Source organism: Synechococcus sp. MIT S9451 (genome assembly GCF_047304725.1).
In the GTDB taxonomy this organism is placed as follows: Bacteria; Cyanobacteriota; Cyanobacteriia; order PCC-6307; family Cyanobiaceae; genus Synechococcus_C.
Window position 1 is genome coordinate 1,247,949 of record NZ_CP138971.1, and the last position, 16,559, is coordinate 1,264,507.

Below are 16,559 nucleotides of genomic sequence, written 5' to 3' on the forward strand. Positions count from 1 at the left end.
CCCATGGCCTGGTTCATCAAGCAGGAGATTTTTACCGATGCGCTGACGGCGTTACCGGTAGATGAGCGGCGTGTTCACCTCAGCGATCATCGTCAATGGGTCGAGGCCCAGCGCTCCTCTGGTGTGCGTATGGCCAGTGGTTTCCTGGTGGACGGTGAGCACAAACCCGGTGGTGGTGGTCTGTTGTTGTTTGAAGCCCCCAGCTATGCCTCTGCCCTGGAACTGATTCGCCAGGACCCGATGATTTGCCGCGATTTGGTGACCTGGAGCTTGCATGAATGGGTCCCGGTGTCAGGGGAGCTGCAGGCGTGACGTTCGCGATCCCTAGCAGTGGTGGGGCGCGTAGATCGGAGACAGCTCAGCGGGGATGGGCTTGCATCAGGCGTTGGACCTCACCGGCGTGGTAGCTGCTGCGAGTCAGAGGGGTGCTCACCACCTGCAAAAAGCCGAGTTCCTTCTCGCCGTGTTGGCGGTAGTGCTCGAACTGCCCGGGTGTGACGAAGCGGTCCACCGGCAAGTGCTTGGGGCCAGGGGAGAGGTACTGGCCGATGGTGACGATGTCCACTTGGTGGGCACGTAGGTCTTGCAGCACCTCGATGACTTCCGCATCGTTTTCGCCAAGGCCCACCATCAGGCCTGATTTTGTGTAAGCCCGTGGCCAGTTGTCTCGCACCTGCTGCAGGAGTTCGAGAGAGCGCTGATAGAGGCCCTGGGGTCTTGCTTTGCGGTAAAGCCTGGGCACGGTTTCGATGTTGTGGTTCAGCACATGAGGCGCTGCGTTCATCACAGTGGCCAGGGCCTCCCAGTTGCCGCAGAAGTCGGGGATCAGCAGTTCGATCGTGGTCAGCGGTGAGCGCTTCTTCACCTGCTGGATGCACGCCACGAACTGGGATGCGCCGCCGTCGTCGAGGTCATCTCGGTTCACCGAAGTGATGACGACATGCTTGAGGCCAAGGCGTGCCACTGCTTCGCCGAGTCGTTCTGGTTCTGTGGGATCGAGCGTGCGCACGCTCTTGTCGAAATCGATGTCGCAGTAGGGGCAGGCCCGGGTGCAGCCGGGCCCCATGATCAGAAAGGTGGCCGTGCCCCCTCCAAAGCATTCGCCGATATTGGGACAACTTGCTTCCTGGCAAACGGTGTTCAGCTTCAGGTCGACAAGCATGTCGGCCACGGCGCCGATGCGCTCCCGTTGTGGTGCTTTGACGCGCAACCAGTCTGGTTTCTGCAGGGAGGTCATCTTCTAAAGTCCCGTCATCGGGATGTAGCGCAGCTTGGTAGCGCACTTCGTTCGGGACGAAGGGGCCGCAGGTTCGAATCCTGTCATCCCGACTCCACTGTCATGAGGATTGCTCAAGTCAGGTCGGCCCCTGGGTAACCACGTGGTGTGACCAGTCGTCCATCTGATTCCCGGCTGGTGCTGTTGCCGATCACCAGCACAGTGAGCATGTCGACGGCGTCGACAGGCAGTGTTCCAAGCGCATGAAGCTCGACGGCTTCTTCGCTGCGCCCGAGTTGACGGGCCAAAACAACGGGGGTGGTCACCTCCCGGCCGCTGAGCAGGATCTGGCGTGCGCGTTCCAGTTGCCAGTCTCGTCCTTTGGAACGGGGGTTATACAGCGCCACGACAAAATCTCCGTCAGCGGCTGCCTGAAGTCGCTTCTCGATCACCTCCCATGGAGTGAGACGATCACTGAGGCTGATGGTGCAGAAGTCATGCATGAGCGGGGCTCCGACCCTGGCTGCAGCCAGTTGAAGGGCGGAGATCCCCGGATGCACCTCGAAGCGGGGGCGCTCCTGCTCAGGCAGCGATAGCCAAAGTTCTAGAGCCAGGCCTGCCATGCCATAGATGCCGCTGTCGCCTGAAGACACCAAGGCGACTCGGGCACCCTGACGCGCTAGCTCCAGGGCCTGGAGACACCGGTCTCGTTCGCGGGTTAATTGGCCATCCAAACGCACTTGATCGGGGCGACGCAGGGGCTCCAGCAGGTCGAGGTAGAGGCCGTAGCCAATCCACGACACGCAGCGGCTGAGGGCTTGCTTCGCATCGGCAGTGAGCAGAGTCAGGTCGCCGGGGCCGCTGCCAATCAGATGCAGTTCGCCGCGTTGGGGCGCGAAGGGCTCCATCGCTTCGGCGATGGCCACGGTGGCGGCTCCGCATTCTTTGGAGTCCTGAGGCTTTTCGATCCGTTTCGAGAGCCGTAGATGGCCTCCCTCTCCAGCAGCAAGCAACGCTGCTGCTTCTGCCACCGAAGCTGTTCCCATTTCGGCGGCGACCACCGCTGATGGTGTGGGTACGTCAATGGAGGCGAGGGCTTCTGGGCTCTTCAGTCTCAGGGGCCAGCCCTGCTCTGCAGCGAGCTTTAGCAGTGCAGGTTCATCACCCTTACGCTCGATCGTGCTCAGGCCCGCCACTGCTTCCGGCGCCAGGCCTGCTTCCGCTAAGCCTCTGTGAATCGCCCGTTCGACCAGGCTGAAACTGGTGTTGCGCTCACACCCCACCCCGATCCAGAGGACGGGAGGATGCCAATGGCAGACGCCTGAGCTGGAGGAGGAGCGCCGCTCTGCTGTGATTCGCAAACGGATTGTGGCCAAGGCCTCAGCGCTTTCTTCGCTGTCACCATCAGGCGAGCTGTCCACAAGAGCAGCCGCTGCGCTGCAAAGACGCCAGTGCTTGCTGCCGCTTTGCTGACTGAATCTGATCGGATGCCCCTGGGCCTGCTCGACCATGAGGGCACGCCAGGCGCCGATCTCGCCTCCAGGACGCCAGCCCCAGTCGCGACCAAAGGCATCGAGGGGAAGTCGTTTCTGGCTGACGCAGTCGCCTGTGATGACGGCAATAGCGCCAAGAACCGCTGCGAGCTCGTAGGCGAGGGCTTCCGCTCTGGCCTGATGTCCGCCCAGCAGTGGCACCACCACTCGGGCTTCGGCATCCAAAACAAGAACGGCCGGATCTGTGGACTTGCCTGCAATCAGCGGGGCGATCAGACGGGTGACGGCCCCTAAAGCCCCGATCACGATCACCGTGCCCCGCCAATGCTGCTGCAGAAGTGCAGCTCCGCTACCGCGGATCAGATCCGCTGGAGGGGTCTGGATCGCTTCCGCTGCCTTGACTGTTAGGGCGATCTGCTTCACATAACCAGTCTTTTGAAGTCGTTGAAGCAGAGGCAGGGCACTGCACGACAGCCCCAGCGCGAAACCGCTTTGGTGTTGCAGGACAGGGTCAACCTCGGAGAGAGGGGGCGTTGCAGCGTTCAGGACAGCAGGCTCGGAAATCAGCGCTGGGGCTCGTCAGTGTTCAACGGCTCCCGATCTGATCCTCCCAGGCTGATGGTGGGTGACTGTTCCTTTTCAGCAGATTTTGTCGGTGGAGGGGTGGTTGGATCGACGATCCCGCTGGCGGAGATCTTGCGATTCGACCGTTCGCTGATTGGGGGCATGACCTCTGTCATGACCTCTGCCATGGCCGTTGACTGCTCATCCAGGCTTTCGTTCGTGCCGGAGTGGTTGTCGTTGCCTTCTTCAACCGGAATGGGAACGTCTGTCTGTTCGACCGATGGCGTTTTGGTGTCCTCCTTCTTGGGCTCGGTTGCGTCGGCCCGGGGGGTGTTGGCGCTTGGTTCTTCCTGTGGCAGCGCCGCTGCAGGCTCTGGCTCAGGCTGAGGAGCGGGGTCGCCCACGAGGCGGGCAACATCGCTTTCGCTCAGTCTTGACTGAAGCCAAGCCGGTTTCTGCCTGGTTCGCGGTGGGACGAAACGCAGTTGGTTGTTAAAGGTTGGATCAATCGGATCTCCTAGACCGTCCAGCAGTTCCATCTGCACGATCTCGCTGGCTTCGTTCTGACGGACCCAGATTGCGTCTTGGCGGTCTACCAGGAAACTGTCTCCATTCAGGGTGAGGCGCAGGCGCCAGCGCCCGTCGCCTTCGCGCAGGTTCTGTAAAGGTGCATTCCAAATCAGCCAGTCCAATAGCAGTGGCTCACCGTTACCAAGCTCAGCGGGGCTAACCATCACCATCCAGGGGGCGTTCGGATCTGGCTGGGTGCCTTTGAGAGCCTGAAATTGATGCAGGCGCCAGTTCAGGCTGGCCCCTGGCGCCTTGACGGCTTCTCCCCATGGATAAGCGGCGTATGCACTCAGGCGATGGCTGCCAGGACTGAGTGCCGGCAGGGTTGCCTTCACCGTGAGACCTGCTCCGGAGCTTTTTTCACCACTGCTGAAACGAAGCGGGGGCTCGTTGTCGATCTGGAGAGCCACGTGGGGGCCAAGGCCTAGGTCAGGATCGTTGACCAGGGGCCAGTCTTCGACTTCCACAACCAGTTTCAGTTCCTTCCCGTTCAGAACGGCACCGTCCTGCGGGTTTTTGAGCGTCAGCCTGGGGTGATGATCGGCCAGACGGCTGCGCAGCTGCTGGACGCCACCTGGCGCTGTGACTTCCTGGAGCCCGCCCTTGGGTCCCTCAGGTGTCACAACTCGCCTGGGGCGATTGTTGACGGTGCGATCTCCCCAGGCGATGGCTGGAATGTCAAGGGCGGATGCAGGTGCCACACCGATCAAAACGATCAGCACGGTGATCAGGATTGCGATGGCATGGCGGCGTGCCAACGTGCCCATGGAGGCTGCAGCAGTTCAGAAGCATTCTGAACAATCCATCCGCTGACCCAGCGGGCCTCAAGTTTTGTGTTAATGGGATTCAAAAAATTAGTTCTTAATTGTTATTGATTCCTCCAAAATGTCTGCACTGGGCTGTTAGTCGCTCTCTGGCAGACCCCCTGTCCTCACTGGGGCGCTGACGGATTGAACCTTTGTAACTCACCTGGCCAGAGGGTCGACATTCGCCTCTATGCTTCCGCCAGCGGTCCCCTCTTTGGGGCCCAATGCTCCAGTGAGAGTCGGGAGGCCTTTCTCCCGAAAACCACTGGCGCCCGGATGCTGTGAGGCTTTGCCGAGCTGCGCCCGGGGCCCCGATGAGCCTTCCGGTTTATCGGAGGGGTGGCCCACCACCTCGATCCCGTCCCTCGAGGAACGACTCGATGACCAAAAGCCCACCAGAGCGTGGGAGCACTCGCAAGAGCAAATTTGTCAAGGTCGACAACCCTGCGACCTTTGAACTGTTCGGTAAGCCCGGACATTTCGACAGATCTCTTGCGAAAGGTCCCAAAACCACAACCTGGGTTTGGAACCTCCACGCCAACGCTCACGATTTCGACTCACACACGAGCGACCTCCAAGAGGTTTCTCGCAGAATCTTCAGTGCTCACTTCGGCCATCTGGCCGTGGTGTTCATTTGGCTGAGCGGCGCCTTCTTCCATGGAGCCCGCTTCTCCAACTATTCCGGCTGGCTTGCCGACCCCACTCACGTGAAGCCCAGTGCTCAGGTGGTGTGGCCGGTGTTCGGTCAGGAAATTCTCAACGGTGACATGGGTGCCGGTCATCAAGGCATCCAGATCACCTCAGGCCTCTTCCAAATGTGGCGTGCCTGGGGCATCACGACTGAAACCCAGTTGATGGCCCTGGCGATCGGCGCTCTGGTGATGGCCGGCCTCATGCTTAATGCAGGCGTCTTCCACTACCACAAGGCAGCTCCAAAGCTGGAGTGGTTCCAAGATGCCGAGGCCATGCTGAACCACCACCTGGCGGTTCTGTTCGGTCTGGGTTCCTTGTCATGGGCGGGTCACCTGATCCATGTCTCGGCTCCCACCACCAAGCTGATGGATGCCATTGATGCCGGCCAACCGCTGGTCCTGAATGGCAAGACCATCGCGTCTGTGGCGGACATCCCTCTGCCTCACGAATTTTTCAACCAGGATCTCCTGGCTCAGCTTTATCCAGGAATCGGCTCCGGCATCGGTGCCTTCTTTAGCGGTAACTGGGCTGCTTACAGCGACTTCCTCACCTTCAAGGGTGGTCTCAACCCTGTGACTGGAAGCCTGTGGATGACCGACATCGCGCATCACCATTTGGCGATTGCCGTGATGTTCATCGTTGCTGGTCACATGTACCGCAACAACTACGGCATCGGGCACTCCATTAAGGAGATCCACGAAGCGCATCAGGGAGATCCTCTGCTCTTCCCTGCAAGCAACGGCCATAAAGGCATCTACGAGTTCATGACGAACTCCTGGCATGCCCAGCTAGCCGTGAACCTTGCAATGGGTGGCTCGGTTTGCATCGTCGTTGCCCAGCACATGTATGCGATGCCTCCGTATCCGTACATCGGTATCGATTACCCGACTCAGATCGGTCTGTTCACCCATCACATGTGGATTGGTGGCTTTCTGATCGTTGGTGGTGCAGCGCACGCTGCCATCGCCATGGTTCGTGACTACGACCCCGCACAGCACGTGGACAACGTGCTTGACCGGGTGCTCAAGGCTCGCGATGCCATCATCAGCCACCTCAACTGGGTGTGCATCTGGCTCGGCGCTCACAGCTTCGGCCTGTATGTGCACAACGACACCATGCGTGCTCTGGGTCGCCCCCAGGACATGTTCAGTGACTCCGCAATCCAGCTGAGGCCTGTCTTTGCTCAATGGATCCAGGGCCTTCATGGCGCTGCAGCCGGAAGCACCGCTCCTAACGCTCTTGCTGGCGTCAGCGAAGTGTTCAACGGTTCCGTTGTGGCCATTGGTGGCAAGGTCGCCGCTGCCCCGATTCCTCTGGGCACCGCTGACTTCATGGTCCACCACATCCATGCCTTCACGATTCACGTGACGGTTCTGATCCTGCTGAAGGGTGTCCTGTACGCCCGTAATTCACGTCTGGTTCCCGATAAGGCGAACCTGGGCTTCCGCTTCCCTTGCGATGGCCCTGGTCGTGGCGGCACCTGTCAGGTGTCTGCTTGGGACCACGTGTTCCTGGGTCTGTTCTGGATGTACAACTCCATCTCCGTCGTGATCTTCCACTTCTCTTGGAAGATGCAAAGCGATGTGTGGGGCACGGTGAATGCTGATGGCTCTGTCCAGCACATCACCAACGGCAATTTTGCCAACAGCGCCATCACGATTAATGGCTGGCTGCGTGACTTCCTGTGGGCTCAGGCCGCACAGGTGATCAACAGCTATGGCTCCAACACCAGCGCCTATGGCCTGATGTTCCTTGGAGCTCACTTCGTCTGGGCCTTCAGCCTGATGTTCCTGTTCAGCGGCCGCGGCTACTGGCAAGAGCTCATTGAGTCCATTGTTTGGGCTCACAACAAGCTGAAAGTGGCTCCGGCCATCCAGCCCCGTGCGCTGTCCATCACCCAGGGCCGTGCTGTGGGTGTCGCTCACTATCTTCTGGGCGGCATCGCGACCACGTGGGCCTTCTTCCACGCCCACATCCTTGTGGTCGGCTGACCTCTCCTGACCTTTCCCTCTAATGGCAACGAAATTTCCTTCGTTTAGCCAGGGTCTGGCACAGGACCCGACAACCCGCCGCATTTGGTACGGGATCGCCACGGCTCACGATTTCGAGAGCCATGACGGAATGACGGAGGAGAAGCTTTACCAAAAGCTCTTCTCCACCCATTTCGGGCATCTCGCCATCATTGGCCTCTGGGTTTCGGGAAACCTGTTCCATATCGCCTGGCAGGGCAACTTCGAGCAGTGGGTCGCCGACCCTCTGCACGTGCGCCCCATCGCTCACGCAATTTGGGATCCCCACTTCGGTCAAGGCGCCATTGACGCCTTCACTCAGGCGGGTGCTTCCTCCCCGGTGAACATTGCCTACTCAGGCCTGTATCACTGGTTCTACACAATCGGCATGACCACGAATGCCGAGTTGTATCAGGGATCCATCTTCATGATGATCCTGTCGGCATGGGCACTCTTTGCCGGCTGGTTGCATTTGCAGCCCAAGTTCCGTCCATCCCTGGCTTGGTTCAAGAACGCTGAATCACGCCTCAACCATCACCTCGCCGTTCTCTTCGGCTTCAGCTCGATTGCCTGGACCGGTCACCTGGTTCACGTGGCCATCCCTGAGTCACGCGGTCAGCACGTTGGTTGGGACAACTTCCTGAATGTTCTGCCTCACCCGGCAGGTCTTCAGCCGTTCTTCACCGGCAACTGGGGTGTGTATGCCCAGAACCCTGACTCCACAGGTCAGATTTTCGGCACCGCCGAAGGTTCTGGAACTGCGATTCTCACCTTCCTGGGTGGTTTCCACCCCCAGACGGAAGCCCTCTGGCTCACAGACATCGCGCATCACCATCTGGCCATCGGTTGCATTTTCGTGATCGCAGGTCACATGTACCGCACCAATTTTGGTATCGGTCATTCCATCCGCGAAATCCACGAAGCGCACAACCCACCCAAGGGAACCCCTGGTGACCTGGGTGCTGGCCACAAGGGTCTGTACGACACCCTGAACAACAGCCTGCACTTCCAGCTTGGCCTCGCCTTGGCCTCCCTTGGCGTTGTCACCAGCTTGGTGGCGCAGCACATGTACTCGATGCCCTCGTATGCCTTCATCGCGAAGGACTACACAACCCAGGCAGCGCTGTACACCCATCACCAGTACATCGCCATCTTCCTGATGTGCGGTGCCTTCGCTCACGGCGCGATCTTCTTCATCCGTGACTACGACCCCGAAGCCAACAAGGACAACGTCCTGGCTCGGATGCTCGAGCACAAGGAAGCGATCATCAGCCATCTGAGTTGGGTCACCCTGTTCCTCGGTTTCCACACCCTGGGCCTCTACGTCCATAACGACGTGGTTGTTGCCTTCGGTACTCCTGAGAAGCAGATCCTTGTAGAGCCCGTCTTCGCCCAGTTCGTCCAAGCCGCTTCAGGCAAGATGATCTATGGCTTTGATGTGTTCCTCGCCAATGCCTCCAGCTCTGCAACCCTGGCGTCGCAGAACATCCCTGGAGAGCACTATTGGATGGACGCCATCAATGGCGGTGCGAACGATCTGTTCCTGCAGATCGGTCCTGGTGACTTCCTGGTGCATCATGCGATCGCCCTGGGTCTGCACACCACCACCCTCATCCTGGTGAAGGGCGCGCTTGATGCCCGTGGCTCCAAGCTGATGCCTGATAAGAAGGACTTCGGTTACTCCTTCCCTTGCGACGGCCCTGGCCGTGGCGGCACCTGCGACATCTCTGCCTGGGACGCCTTCTACCTGGCCGTTTTCTGGGCCTTGAATACAGCCGGTTGGCTCACCTTCTACTGGCATTGGAAGCACCTCGCCATTTGGCAGGGCAACGTTGCTCAGTTCAATGAGTCCAGCACTTATCTGATGGGCTGGTTCCGCGATTATCTGTGGCTGAACAGCTCACAGCTGATCAACGGTTACAACCCCTTCGGCAGCAACAACCTCGCTGTGTGGTCTTGGATGTTCCTGTTCGGTCACCTTGTGTGGGCGACAGGCTTCATGTTCCTGATCTCCTGGCGTGGTTACTGGCAGGAGCTGATTGAGACCATCGTCTGGGCTCATCAGCGCAGCCCCATCGCCAACATGATGGGCTGGCGCGACAAACCTGTCGCTCTGTCCATCGTTCAGGCCCGTGTTGTGGGACTCTCCCACTTCACTGTTGGCTACGTACTCACGTACGCAGCATTCCTGATCGCCTCAACATCTGGCAAGTTCGGCTAACTCGTTAGCCACCTGCTCGATTCTTCAAGAGTCGTTCCTTGGCCCCGTCCGGTTTTCCGGGCGGGGTTTTTCATTGACATCTCTGTGACTTCTCTGTCTGGTTGGTTGGCGCTCAACCTGTAAGCACTGATTCGACAAGGCTTCAAGTTGGCCTGTCTGGTTCCCCTTGCTTGGTGCGTCGGACGTCGGACACTGGTGAAGCTTTCTGAATCAGCTGCAGCCTCGATCGCACCCTCAGTTCTGTCTGTGCGTCTGCATCGGCAGTTCAGGGCTGGTCTCCTGCAGTCCATCTGGGCAGCTTTTCCTTGTCGCTGCCATCGTTCTCTTCGCTGAGACTCGTGCGGAAATGCTCAATGTCTGCCTTGGATTGGCTTGTTCACTCGGGGAGGGTTGCTGCTCTGCTCTCAGGCCCTGAGTGCTCGGCTGTCCATCAAGGCGTTGAAGGCATGCAATCACGGTTGGATCCGACTTGACCACTGCATTCTGTTGATTGTTCAGCCATGAACTGCGATGCATTCACTCAGCCACGCTTGAAAGGCTGATGACAAGAATGTCATCAGCCTGCAGTCCTTTGGCTGATGATCGAGCCTCGTCATGTTGACGCTGACCCTTAACCCTTAGCCAACAGGAATGACCCAACTGGCTCTGTTCATTGTGTTGGTGAAGTGAGTTCGAGTTGGTTGCGATCCCAAAGGATCAATGAAAAACACGTTCCAATCTCTTCTAGGTGCAGGTACCGGATGTTGTCCAATAAATGAAGGTTGGCCAGATGGCACTGCTTTAATCGATAGTTCGGTATCCGCTCAGAGAGGTGGTGAATATGATGGTAGGCAATGTCAGCAGTGAACCAATTCAAGACAGCAGGGAGTTGGAGAAAAGAAGAGCCTTCAATTGCGCCCTTGAAATAGCTCCAGTTTTCTTCTCCACTGGTGTATGAACCGGGGAAATTATGCTGGATGAAGAATACAGCAATCATCAGTGCTGCGCTGCATGCCATCACAGGGGCATAGAGAGCCCAAAAGTGCCAATGGCCAATGCTGCTGCCGATCCACCACCAGAGAAGTGCAACGCATATTGTATTTGCAATCGTATCGACTACCTCCCCGCGCGTATAGAAAAAGCTTGATTGATGATTCCTAATGATTTGAGTAGGGGAGAGCCACCTGCCGCCTCTTGCCATCGCATAGACGCTTTTGATTGAATGAAGCACAAACTCGGCAAAGCCGAGAAGAAGTGCCATCCTTGGTTTGATGATGAGATAGAAAAATCCACCAGGAAATAGCAGTAGAGGGTGGCGGAGAATTCTGTAGATGAATTTGGCTCGGTTTGATTTTCCTTCGTATTCTTGGCGTGTGATCAGTGCCGATGGGCCGCGGTAGCGATCCCAATTGCCATTGTGTTGGTGGTGAAACGCGTGTCCTCGTGACCAGGGATGTTGTGGCATGCCGTGAATCAGGCTCAGGCCAAAGGCAGCGATGCGGTTGGCTTGTTTAGATCGAAACAAGCTCTGATGACCGCAGTCATGCATGAGCGAAAAGCTTCTGCTCAATAGCAGAACCAGAAGGATCACAAGCGCTGGTGTCAGCACCAATGCCTGCATGTTGAAAGACTCGGTGACGGACCCAAGTGCCATGGCTACCGCGATGATTGGTGCCACGGTGCTAAAAATTTGCCAGAGGGCAATGCGGTCATCGCTCGCCATGAAGGGGTTGAGATCGAAGTCGATCCGCCTTGGAGCTGCCGATATCGATGGATGCGAGCTAGTGGTCGTCAAGCGGTTCTCGCCTCAATACTGGTGCCGCTATGGACACGGCCCGTGAATCTATTCGGCTTGGTCGTGATACGTCGAATCTTTTTGGTCTCGGTCTGACTCATACAAGCTGCTTTTGCTGATCACCAGGTTGATTGGAGTGGCGATGGATCGCTTGGTTGTGGAACGAGCCTTCCATTCCCAAGCGATGTCAGTTGCTTGTTGGATTGTCTTAGAGGTCCTGGCCTCGCTGGTTTGTCGTCTTGCCCATACAGGCCGATGGCATGAGTGGACGCCCCCTGCAACGCACCTCCATGAGCAGGAACATGGGCTGCTCCCCCAGCGGGCATCACCATTCTGTGGTCTCCATGCCTGCGAAACACTTCGCAGCAGCCTTGGCAGCTGCTCTCGCTGGTGGTTCAGGCGATTGCCGATGCCTGCCGATCCAGCTTGGAGGTGCACATGGTTTTGGCCTGGAATGGCTGGTTTGAAGCAATACCACTCGTCAAGAGCTTTTCCCTGTTCCTCTATTCCAGCCCTGAAAGTCCAAGCCATCCCGTTGCTTTAGGAGCAGATACATCGACGGCACCACAAACAGCGAGAGCAGCGTGGACACCAGCAAGCCACTGAAGACAACCGTACCGATACTGATACGACTGGCGGATCCACTGCCGCTGGCCAGAAGCAAAGGCACAAAGCCAGCAAGAGAGGTGATGGCGGTCAGCAGGATTGGACGCATGCGTTCCTCTGCGGCATCAGTGATCGCTTCAAGGAGGGGCAGTCCCGAGCGCAGCCTCTGATTGGCAAATTCAACGATCAGGATGCCGTTTTTGGCTGCAAGGCTGATCAGCACCAGCAGCCCCATCTGTGCGAATACATCCAAAGGCAGGCCTCGCACACTGAGGCCGGCTAGGGCCCCCATCAAAGCGATCGGCACCGTGAGCAAAATCACCAGTGGATCAAGAAAACTTTCGTACAGGCCCGCGAGAAGCAGATAGACCACCAACACACCGAGGCCGAAGAAGGCCCATGTCACCCCCTCGGCATTCCGCTCCTCTGCTGCCAGCCCCGTGAAGGCCAGCCCAATGTTGCCGGCGCCGAGCTGTTCGCCTGCTTCTTCGAGCAGGGTGATCGCCTGACCACTGCTGATTCCTCGGGCCGGAACTGCACTCACAGAGATGGATCGATTCAAGGCGAAGTGATCGATCGAGGCAGTCGCTTCGCCGAGTCTCAATGATGCAACGTTTGATGCGCTGATCAGCTTTCCGTCATTCGTGCGCAGCATCAGAGACAGGATGTCTTCAGGGCTACGGCGGTCTTGGCCTTCCAGTTGCAGCCAAATGCTGCGGATTTCCCCATCGGCAAACGTATCGTCGAGGTACCGCCCTCCGATGGCAGTACCGATCGCATTCAATGTTTCTCTGTAAGGAAGATTGAGTGCCGCCATCTGGTCCCGATCCAGTTCGAGTATCCAGCGGGAGGAGCTCGCATCAAAACGGGTACCGACGCGCTCAAACTTTCCACTGTCTCTTGCGATGCGGATGAACTGATCAGCAACTTGTTCGAATTGGGAGAGGCTCAGTTGTCCTCCGCTGCGATCCAGCAATTGAACCGTCAGTGCTGAATCTCCGCTGAACCCTCCCACCGTTGGTGGTGTGAACAGCACCACCCTGGCCGCTTTGATGCTCTGATTCAGGCTTGATTGCAGCCGTCTTTTGATGGCCTGATCGCTTTGGCTCGAACCACGCCTCTGCTCCAGTGATCGCAGCCTTAGGAAAAAGGAGCCTTTGTCTTCACCACTCTGGCCAAAGGAACTTCCGGCATAGAAATTGCCTGAACGAATCAAGGGTTCTTTACTAATCACTGCTCGGATTTCGTTCATTGTGGAAACACTGCGTTCCAGACTTGCTCCCTCAGGCAGGGTGAAATAACCGCGAATCTGGCCTTGATCTTCATTCGGGATGAATGCCGTAGGCATCGTTGTTAACCCGATCGCTGTGATCACTAAGCAAACGAGCAGCACCACCCCCATCACCTGGGGCTGAGTCAGTACGCGACGAAGATTCCTGGAATAGTGCAATTCGGTCTTCTGCATCCAGGTGCGCAGACGATTGCTCACGCTTCGGATCGGCTCTGGGAGTCGTCCGCCTCCAGGACTGAGCACCCGTGCCGAGGCCATCGGCGTGAAGGTCAGAGCGTTCAGGGTTGAGAACAGGATCGCCCCGGTGATGGCAATGGCGATTGGCTGATAAAGCCGTCCGATTGAACCAGGTATGAGCAAAACCGGGACAAACACTGCGGCTAGCACCAGCGATGTGGCCACAACCGCCCCGGATAATTCCTCCATCGCTTGTTCCGCTGCCTCGAGCGGTGGATCGCCCTTCTCAATGCGATCGGCGATCTCTTCACTCACGACGATCGCGTCATCGACCACGATCCCTGTGGCCAGAACCAAGCCAAACAAGATCAGGCTGTTGATGTTGGACCCGCTTAGTCGAACCAGAAGAATGCTGCCCACCAAGGAGATCGGTACGGTGATCCCTGGGACCATGGCCAGACGCCATCGCCCGAGAAACAGCACCAGCACGATCAACACCAGGATCACTGCATCCCGGAGGGTCCCAATTGTGCGGTCAAGATTGGCCTGAATCGTGTCGGCTCGATCCACGATCATCTGCATCGTGATCCCTGGTGGGAACCCTTTTTCCAGGCGTTCGAGAGTCGTCTGGATGGCGCGACTGAGCTTCAAGGCATTGGCACCATCACGTTGCCAGATGCCAACGGCGATCGAACGCTCTCCCTGGAGGTTCATGGCCGCTCGTCCATAGCTGCGTTGTCCCAGAGCGACCCGTCCGACATCACGGAGACGCATCAGCCCCCCATTCGGCAATCTCTGAATCACCATCTCTTCGAGTTCCCACTGGCTGCGCAGTCGCCCATCGGCATCCACGGGAAGAGACAGCAGCTGACCGGCTGGAGCCGGTGCACTGCCGATTGATCCAATGGCCGCCAGAACGTTTTGCTCCGCTAGAGCTCGACTCACGTCGGTCACGGTGAGATTGGCCTGCTCGAGTTTCTGGGGATCAAGCCAGAGGCGATAGGCCAGTTCGCTACTCCCGAACACGCGCACTTCTCCAATACCAGGAAGCGTGCGCAGCGACTCACGCAGGGATTTCTCAATCCAACCGGGTAGAAATGTGGAGACGTACTGATCGCCTGGGTGGCTAAATCCAATGATCATCAGTAGATCATTGGAGGACCTGTTCACGCTCAGCCCCTGGCGTGTCACCGCCTGAGGTAAACGTCGCATCGCCAGATTGACTTCGTTTTGGACTTTGATCGCGTTGAGCTGTGGATCGCCCTCTTTGAAGCGCAAGCTGATCCGTGCCTGACCTTGGCTGCTGGTGGACTGGATGCTGTCGAGTCCATCGAGACCGTTGAGCTGCTGTTCCAGAACGGTGGTGACGCTCTGTTCAACAACTTCTGGAGCGGCAGATGGAAACCTCGCTCTCACGCTCACCTGGGTGGGAGCGAGTTCGGGCAGATCTTCCAGGCCAAGACCGACGAGTGATACCAGACCAGTGAGCAGCACAAGCAGCGTGCACACCACCGTCAGGACAGGTCTCTTGAGAAATGGTTGGGAGACGGATCTCAAGTTGACCGGCAAAGGGTAGAAACAAGACCAGATCCTGCCAGAGCAGCTGTGTGGATGGAGAGGGTTTCCGAGACGGCTTGGCTGGATTTAGTTGGAGATGTCTTGACGGTTGTTATTGATCAGTCTGCGTGTTTTGGCGGGCTTGGTTGATTGAATTGATTGGATACTTGCAAAGAAAAAGCCTGGAGCAAAAGAATGCCCCAGGCTTTTGTTTGATTGATTGCTCAAATCGTAGGGACGCTCTGCCCCTCTTGTTGGCTGATTCAGCCGACGCTCCAAACGCCAGCTGCAATTTTCACCAAATCTTGGACATGCAGGGTGTCGCACAGCAGCCAAGCGAAGACTGCGCCGCCACATCCGCCAAGCCAGAATCCACTGGTGAATTCAGCCCAACCATTTCTGGTGAAAAGGTCGGCAGGAGGATTCTCTACCGTGACATCTGAAGGAGGAATGTTGGGATGCTTTCCTGGCTGGTTGTAGAGAAGAAACAGCAGGGTAAGCAGGTGAACAGCACCAATGGCAGCAAGGAGGCCGGCTGTTTGTGCGTAGTCGGTATTGCGAAGGGGGCCGCAAATTGTGTAGGGGCCATACAGCAAATAGCCGAAGGCTGCGCCCGTTTCGATTCCACGGAAATTGGGAGTAATTCCTTGGCGGTAAAGCGGCAGGTTATTGATAAGCCACTTGATGAAGTAGCCGCTGTTGACAGGTGTTGAAAGGTCGCCGACGCAAGGATCGGCAGCGGGGGTGACGGTCATTGGAGATTGATGGCTGGTAAGGGCACTTGTGGCAAGTTGTCCTTATTCGGCTGCGGTAATAACGCGACCGACGAGGACGATGAAAACAGCTGGGAAAACAATTCCGATGATTGGCACGAACACCACAGGCAGCCACGCTGCTGCAAAGTCTCCAGTCATGATCAGGCCCAAAGCATCGATACGATTTTAGAGTCCTAGAGTCAATGGGCCTCCCTGAGGCTTTCCCGGCGACATAAAAGTTCAATCCCCGTTTCACGTTGGTCGGGGTTGTCCGCTCCCCGTTTGTTGCGATGTCTCAGTTCTTCGTTGGTGGCGCTGCCTTCATTCTTGCTTTGGTTCTCTACTCCCTCGGGAGGCGTCCGAGCAGACCCTTTCTGCGCAGCACAGATGTGTCTGGAGTTGCTGCCCTCAACCGCGCTCAAGTCGAGCTTGTTCAGGCGGCAGTGGCCGAGGCCGAGGCTGCATCGTCATCAGCTGAGCTGGAGTGGCATTCACCAAGGTCCACAAGAGAGTCCCTTGCATTGCAGCAACGTCTGCGCAAGGCGATGAATGGTGGGCCTGATGAGCGCCTTGAGGCTGTGACCCTTGCGGGTCGCTGGGGTAATCAGTCCATGCTCCCGTTGTTAAGGCGAGGCCTCAGGGATTCAGACAGTCGTGTCATGGAGGCAGCTGCTGCGGCCTTGGCTGATCAACGTGGTGCCACCCGTGTGCGCCCCTCTGCACCTGTCTCTCCTCCTCGCAATGCTTCAAAGACCAGCTAGGTCAATCTCGAAGGGCTGAGGCCTCCATTGGTCCGATCAAGAGCCATTCAGTCGGGGTGGCTCAAG

General features: G+C 57.6%; 11 protein-coding genes and 1 tRNA gene. 5 read left to right on the plus strand and 7 right to left on the minus strand.

Going from position 1 to position 16,559, the window contains the following annotated elements; all coding sequences use genetic code 11:
* The first annotated feature begins 3 nt into the window (after positions 1-3).
* Positions 4-312, plus strand: coding sequence for a YciI family protein (locus SIB72_RS06230; RefSeq protein WP_413744991.1), 309 nt, complete (start codon positions 4-6; stop codon positions 310-312).
* A 46-nt stretch (positions 313-358) separates the two neighbouring features.
* Here SIB72_RS06230 and lipA read toward each other — a convergent pair whose 3' ends face one another.
* Positions 359-1,228 (minus strand): lipoyl synthase, encoded by an 870-nt coding sequence (gene lipA, locus SIB72_RS06235; protein WP_413745060.1) that lies wholly within the window; start codon positions 1,226-1,228, stop codon positions 359-361.
* Between the two features lie 27 nt (positions 1,229-1,255).
* Between lipA and SIB72_RS06240 the strand changes: the two genes are divergently transcribed.
* Positions 1,256-1,329: transfer RNA gene (locus SIB72_RS06240), tRNA-Pro, on the plus strand.
* Positions 1,330-1,350: 21 nt separating this feature from the next.
* On the opposite strand, the gene cobJ is transcribed toward SIB72_RS06240, so the two are convergent.
* A complete protein-coding gene (gene cobJ / locus SIB72_RS06245; protein ID WP_413744992.1) occupies positions 1,351-3,132 on the minus strand; it encodes a precorrin-3B C(17)-methyltransferase in 1,782 nt (593 codons plus the stop codon).
* Between the two features lie 140 nt (positions 3,133-3,272).
* Positions 3,273-4,610: a hypothetical protein gene (locus tag SIB72_RS06250; RefSeq protein ID WP_413744993.1), complete on the minus strand. Its 1,338-nt coding sequence runs from the start codon at positions 4,608-4,610 to the stop codon at positions 3,273-3,275.
* A gap of 419 nt (positions 4,611-5,029) precedes the next feature.
* Here SIB72_RS06250 and psaA point away from each other — a divergent pair, with 419 nt between their 5' ends.
* Both psaA and psaB read left to right on the plus strand, forming a co-directional pair.
* Entirely contained in the window at positions 5,030-7,333 is a 2,304-nt protein-coding gene (gene psaA / locus SIB72_RS06255; RefSeq protein ID WP_413744994.1) for a photosystem I core protein PsaA, read from the plus strand.
* 22 nt (positions 7,334-7,355) lie between these two features.
* A complete protein-coding gene (psaB, locus tag SIB72_RS06260) occupies positions 7,356-9,572 on the plus strand; it encodes a photosystem I core protein PsaB (RefSeq protein ID WP_115019321.1) in 2,217 nt (738 codons plus the stop codon).
* Positions 9,573-10,221: 649 nt separating this feature from the next.
* On the opposite strand, the gene SIB72_RS06265 is transcribed toward psaB, so the two are convergent.
* From SIB72_RS06265 to SIB72_RS06280, 4 genes are all read right to left on the minus strand, one after another.
* The gene (locus tag SIB72_RS06265) at positions 10,222-11,274 is read right to left on the minus strand and encodes a fatty acid desaturase (protein WP_413744995.1); all 1,053 of its coding nucleotides are present in this window, start codon (positions 11,272-11,274) and stop codon (positions 10,222-10,224) included.
* A gap of 553 nt (positions 11,275-11,827) precedes the next feature.
* The gene (locus SIB72_RS06270) at positions 11,828-14,977 is read right to left on the minus strand and encodes an efflux RND transporter permease subunit (protein WP_413744996.1); all 3,150 of its coding nucleotides are present in this window, start codon (positions 14,975-14,977) and stop codon (positions 11,828-11,830) included.
* A 263-nt stretch (positions 14,978-15,240) separates the two neighbouring features.
* Positions 15,241-15,732 (minus strand): photosystem I reaction center protein subunit XI, encoded by a 492-nt coding sequence (locus SIB72_RS06275; protein WP_413744997.1) that lies wholly within the window; start codon positions 15,730-15,732, stop codon positions 15,241-15,243.
* A gap of 42 nt (positions 15,733-15,774) precedes the next feature.
* Entirely contained in the window at positions 15,775-15,891 is a 117-nt protein-coding gene (locus tag SIB72_RS06280) for a photosystem I reaction center subunit VIII (protein WP_115019370.1), read from the minus strand.
* A 131-nt stretch (positions 15,892-16,022) separates the two neighbouring features.
* Here SIB72_RS06280 and SIB72_RS06285 point away from each other — a divergent pair, with 131 nt between their 5' ends.
* The gene (locus SIB72_RS06285; RefSeq protein ID WP_413744998.1) at positions 16,023-16,493 is read left to right on the plus strand and encodes a HEAT repeat domain-containing protein; all 471 of its coding nucleotides are present in this window, start codon (positions 16,023-16,025) and stop codon (positions 16,491-16,493) included.
* The last annotated feature ends 66 nt before the right edge of the window (positions 16,494-16,559 follow it).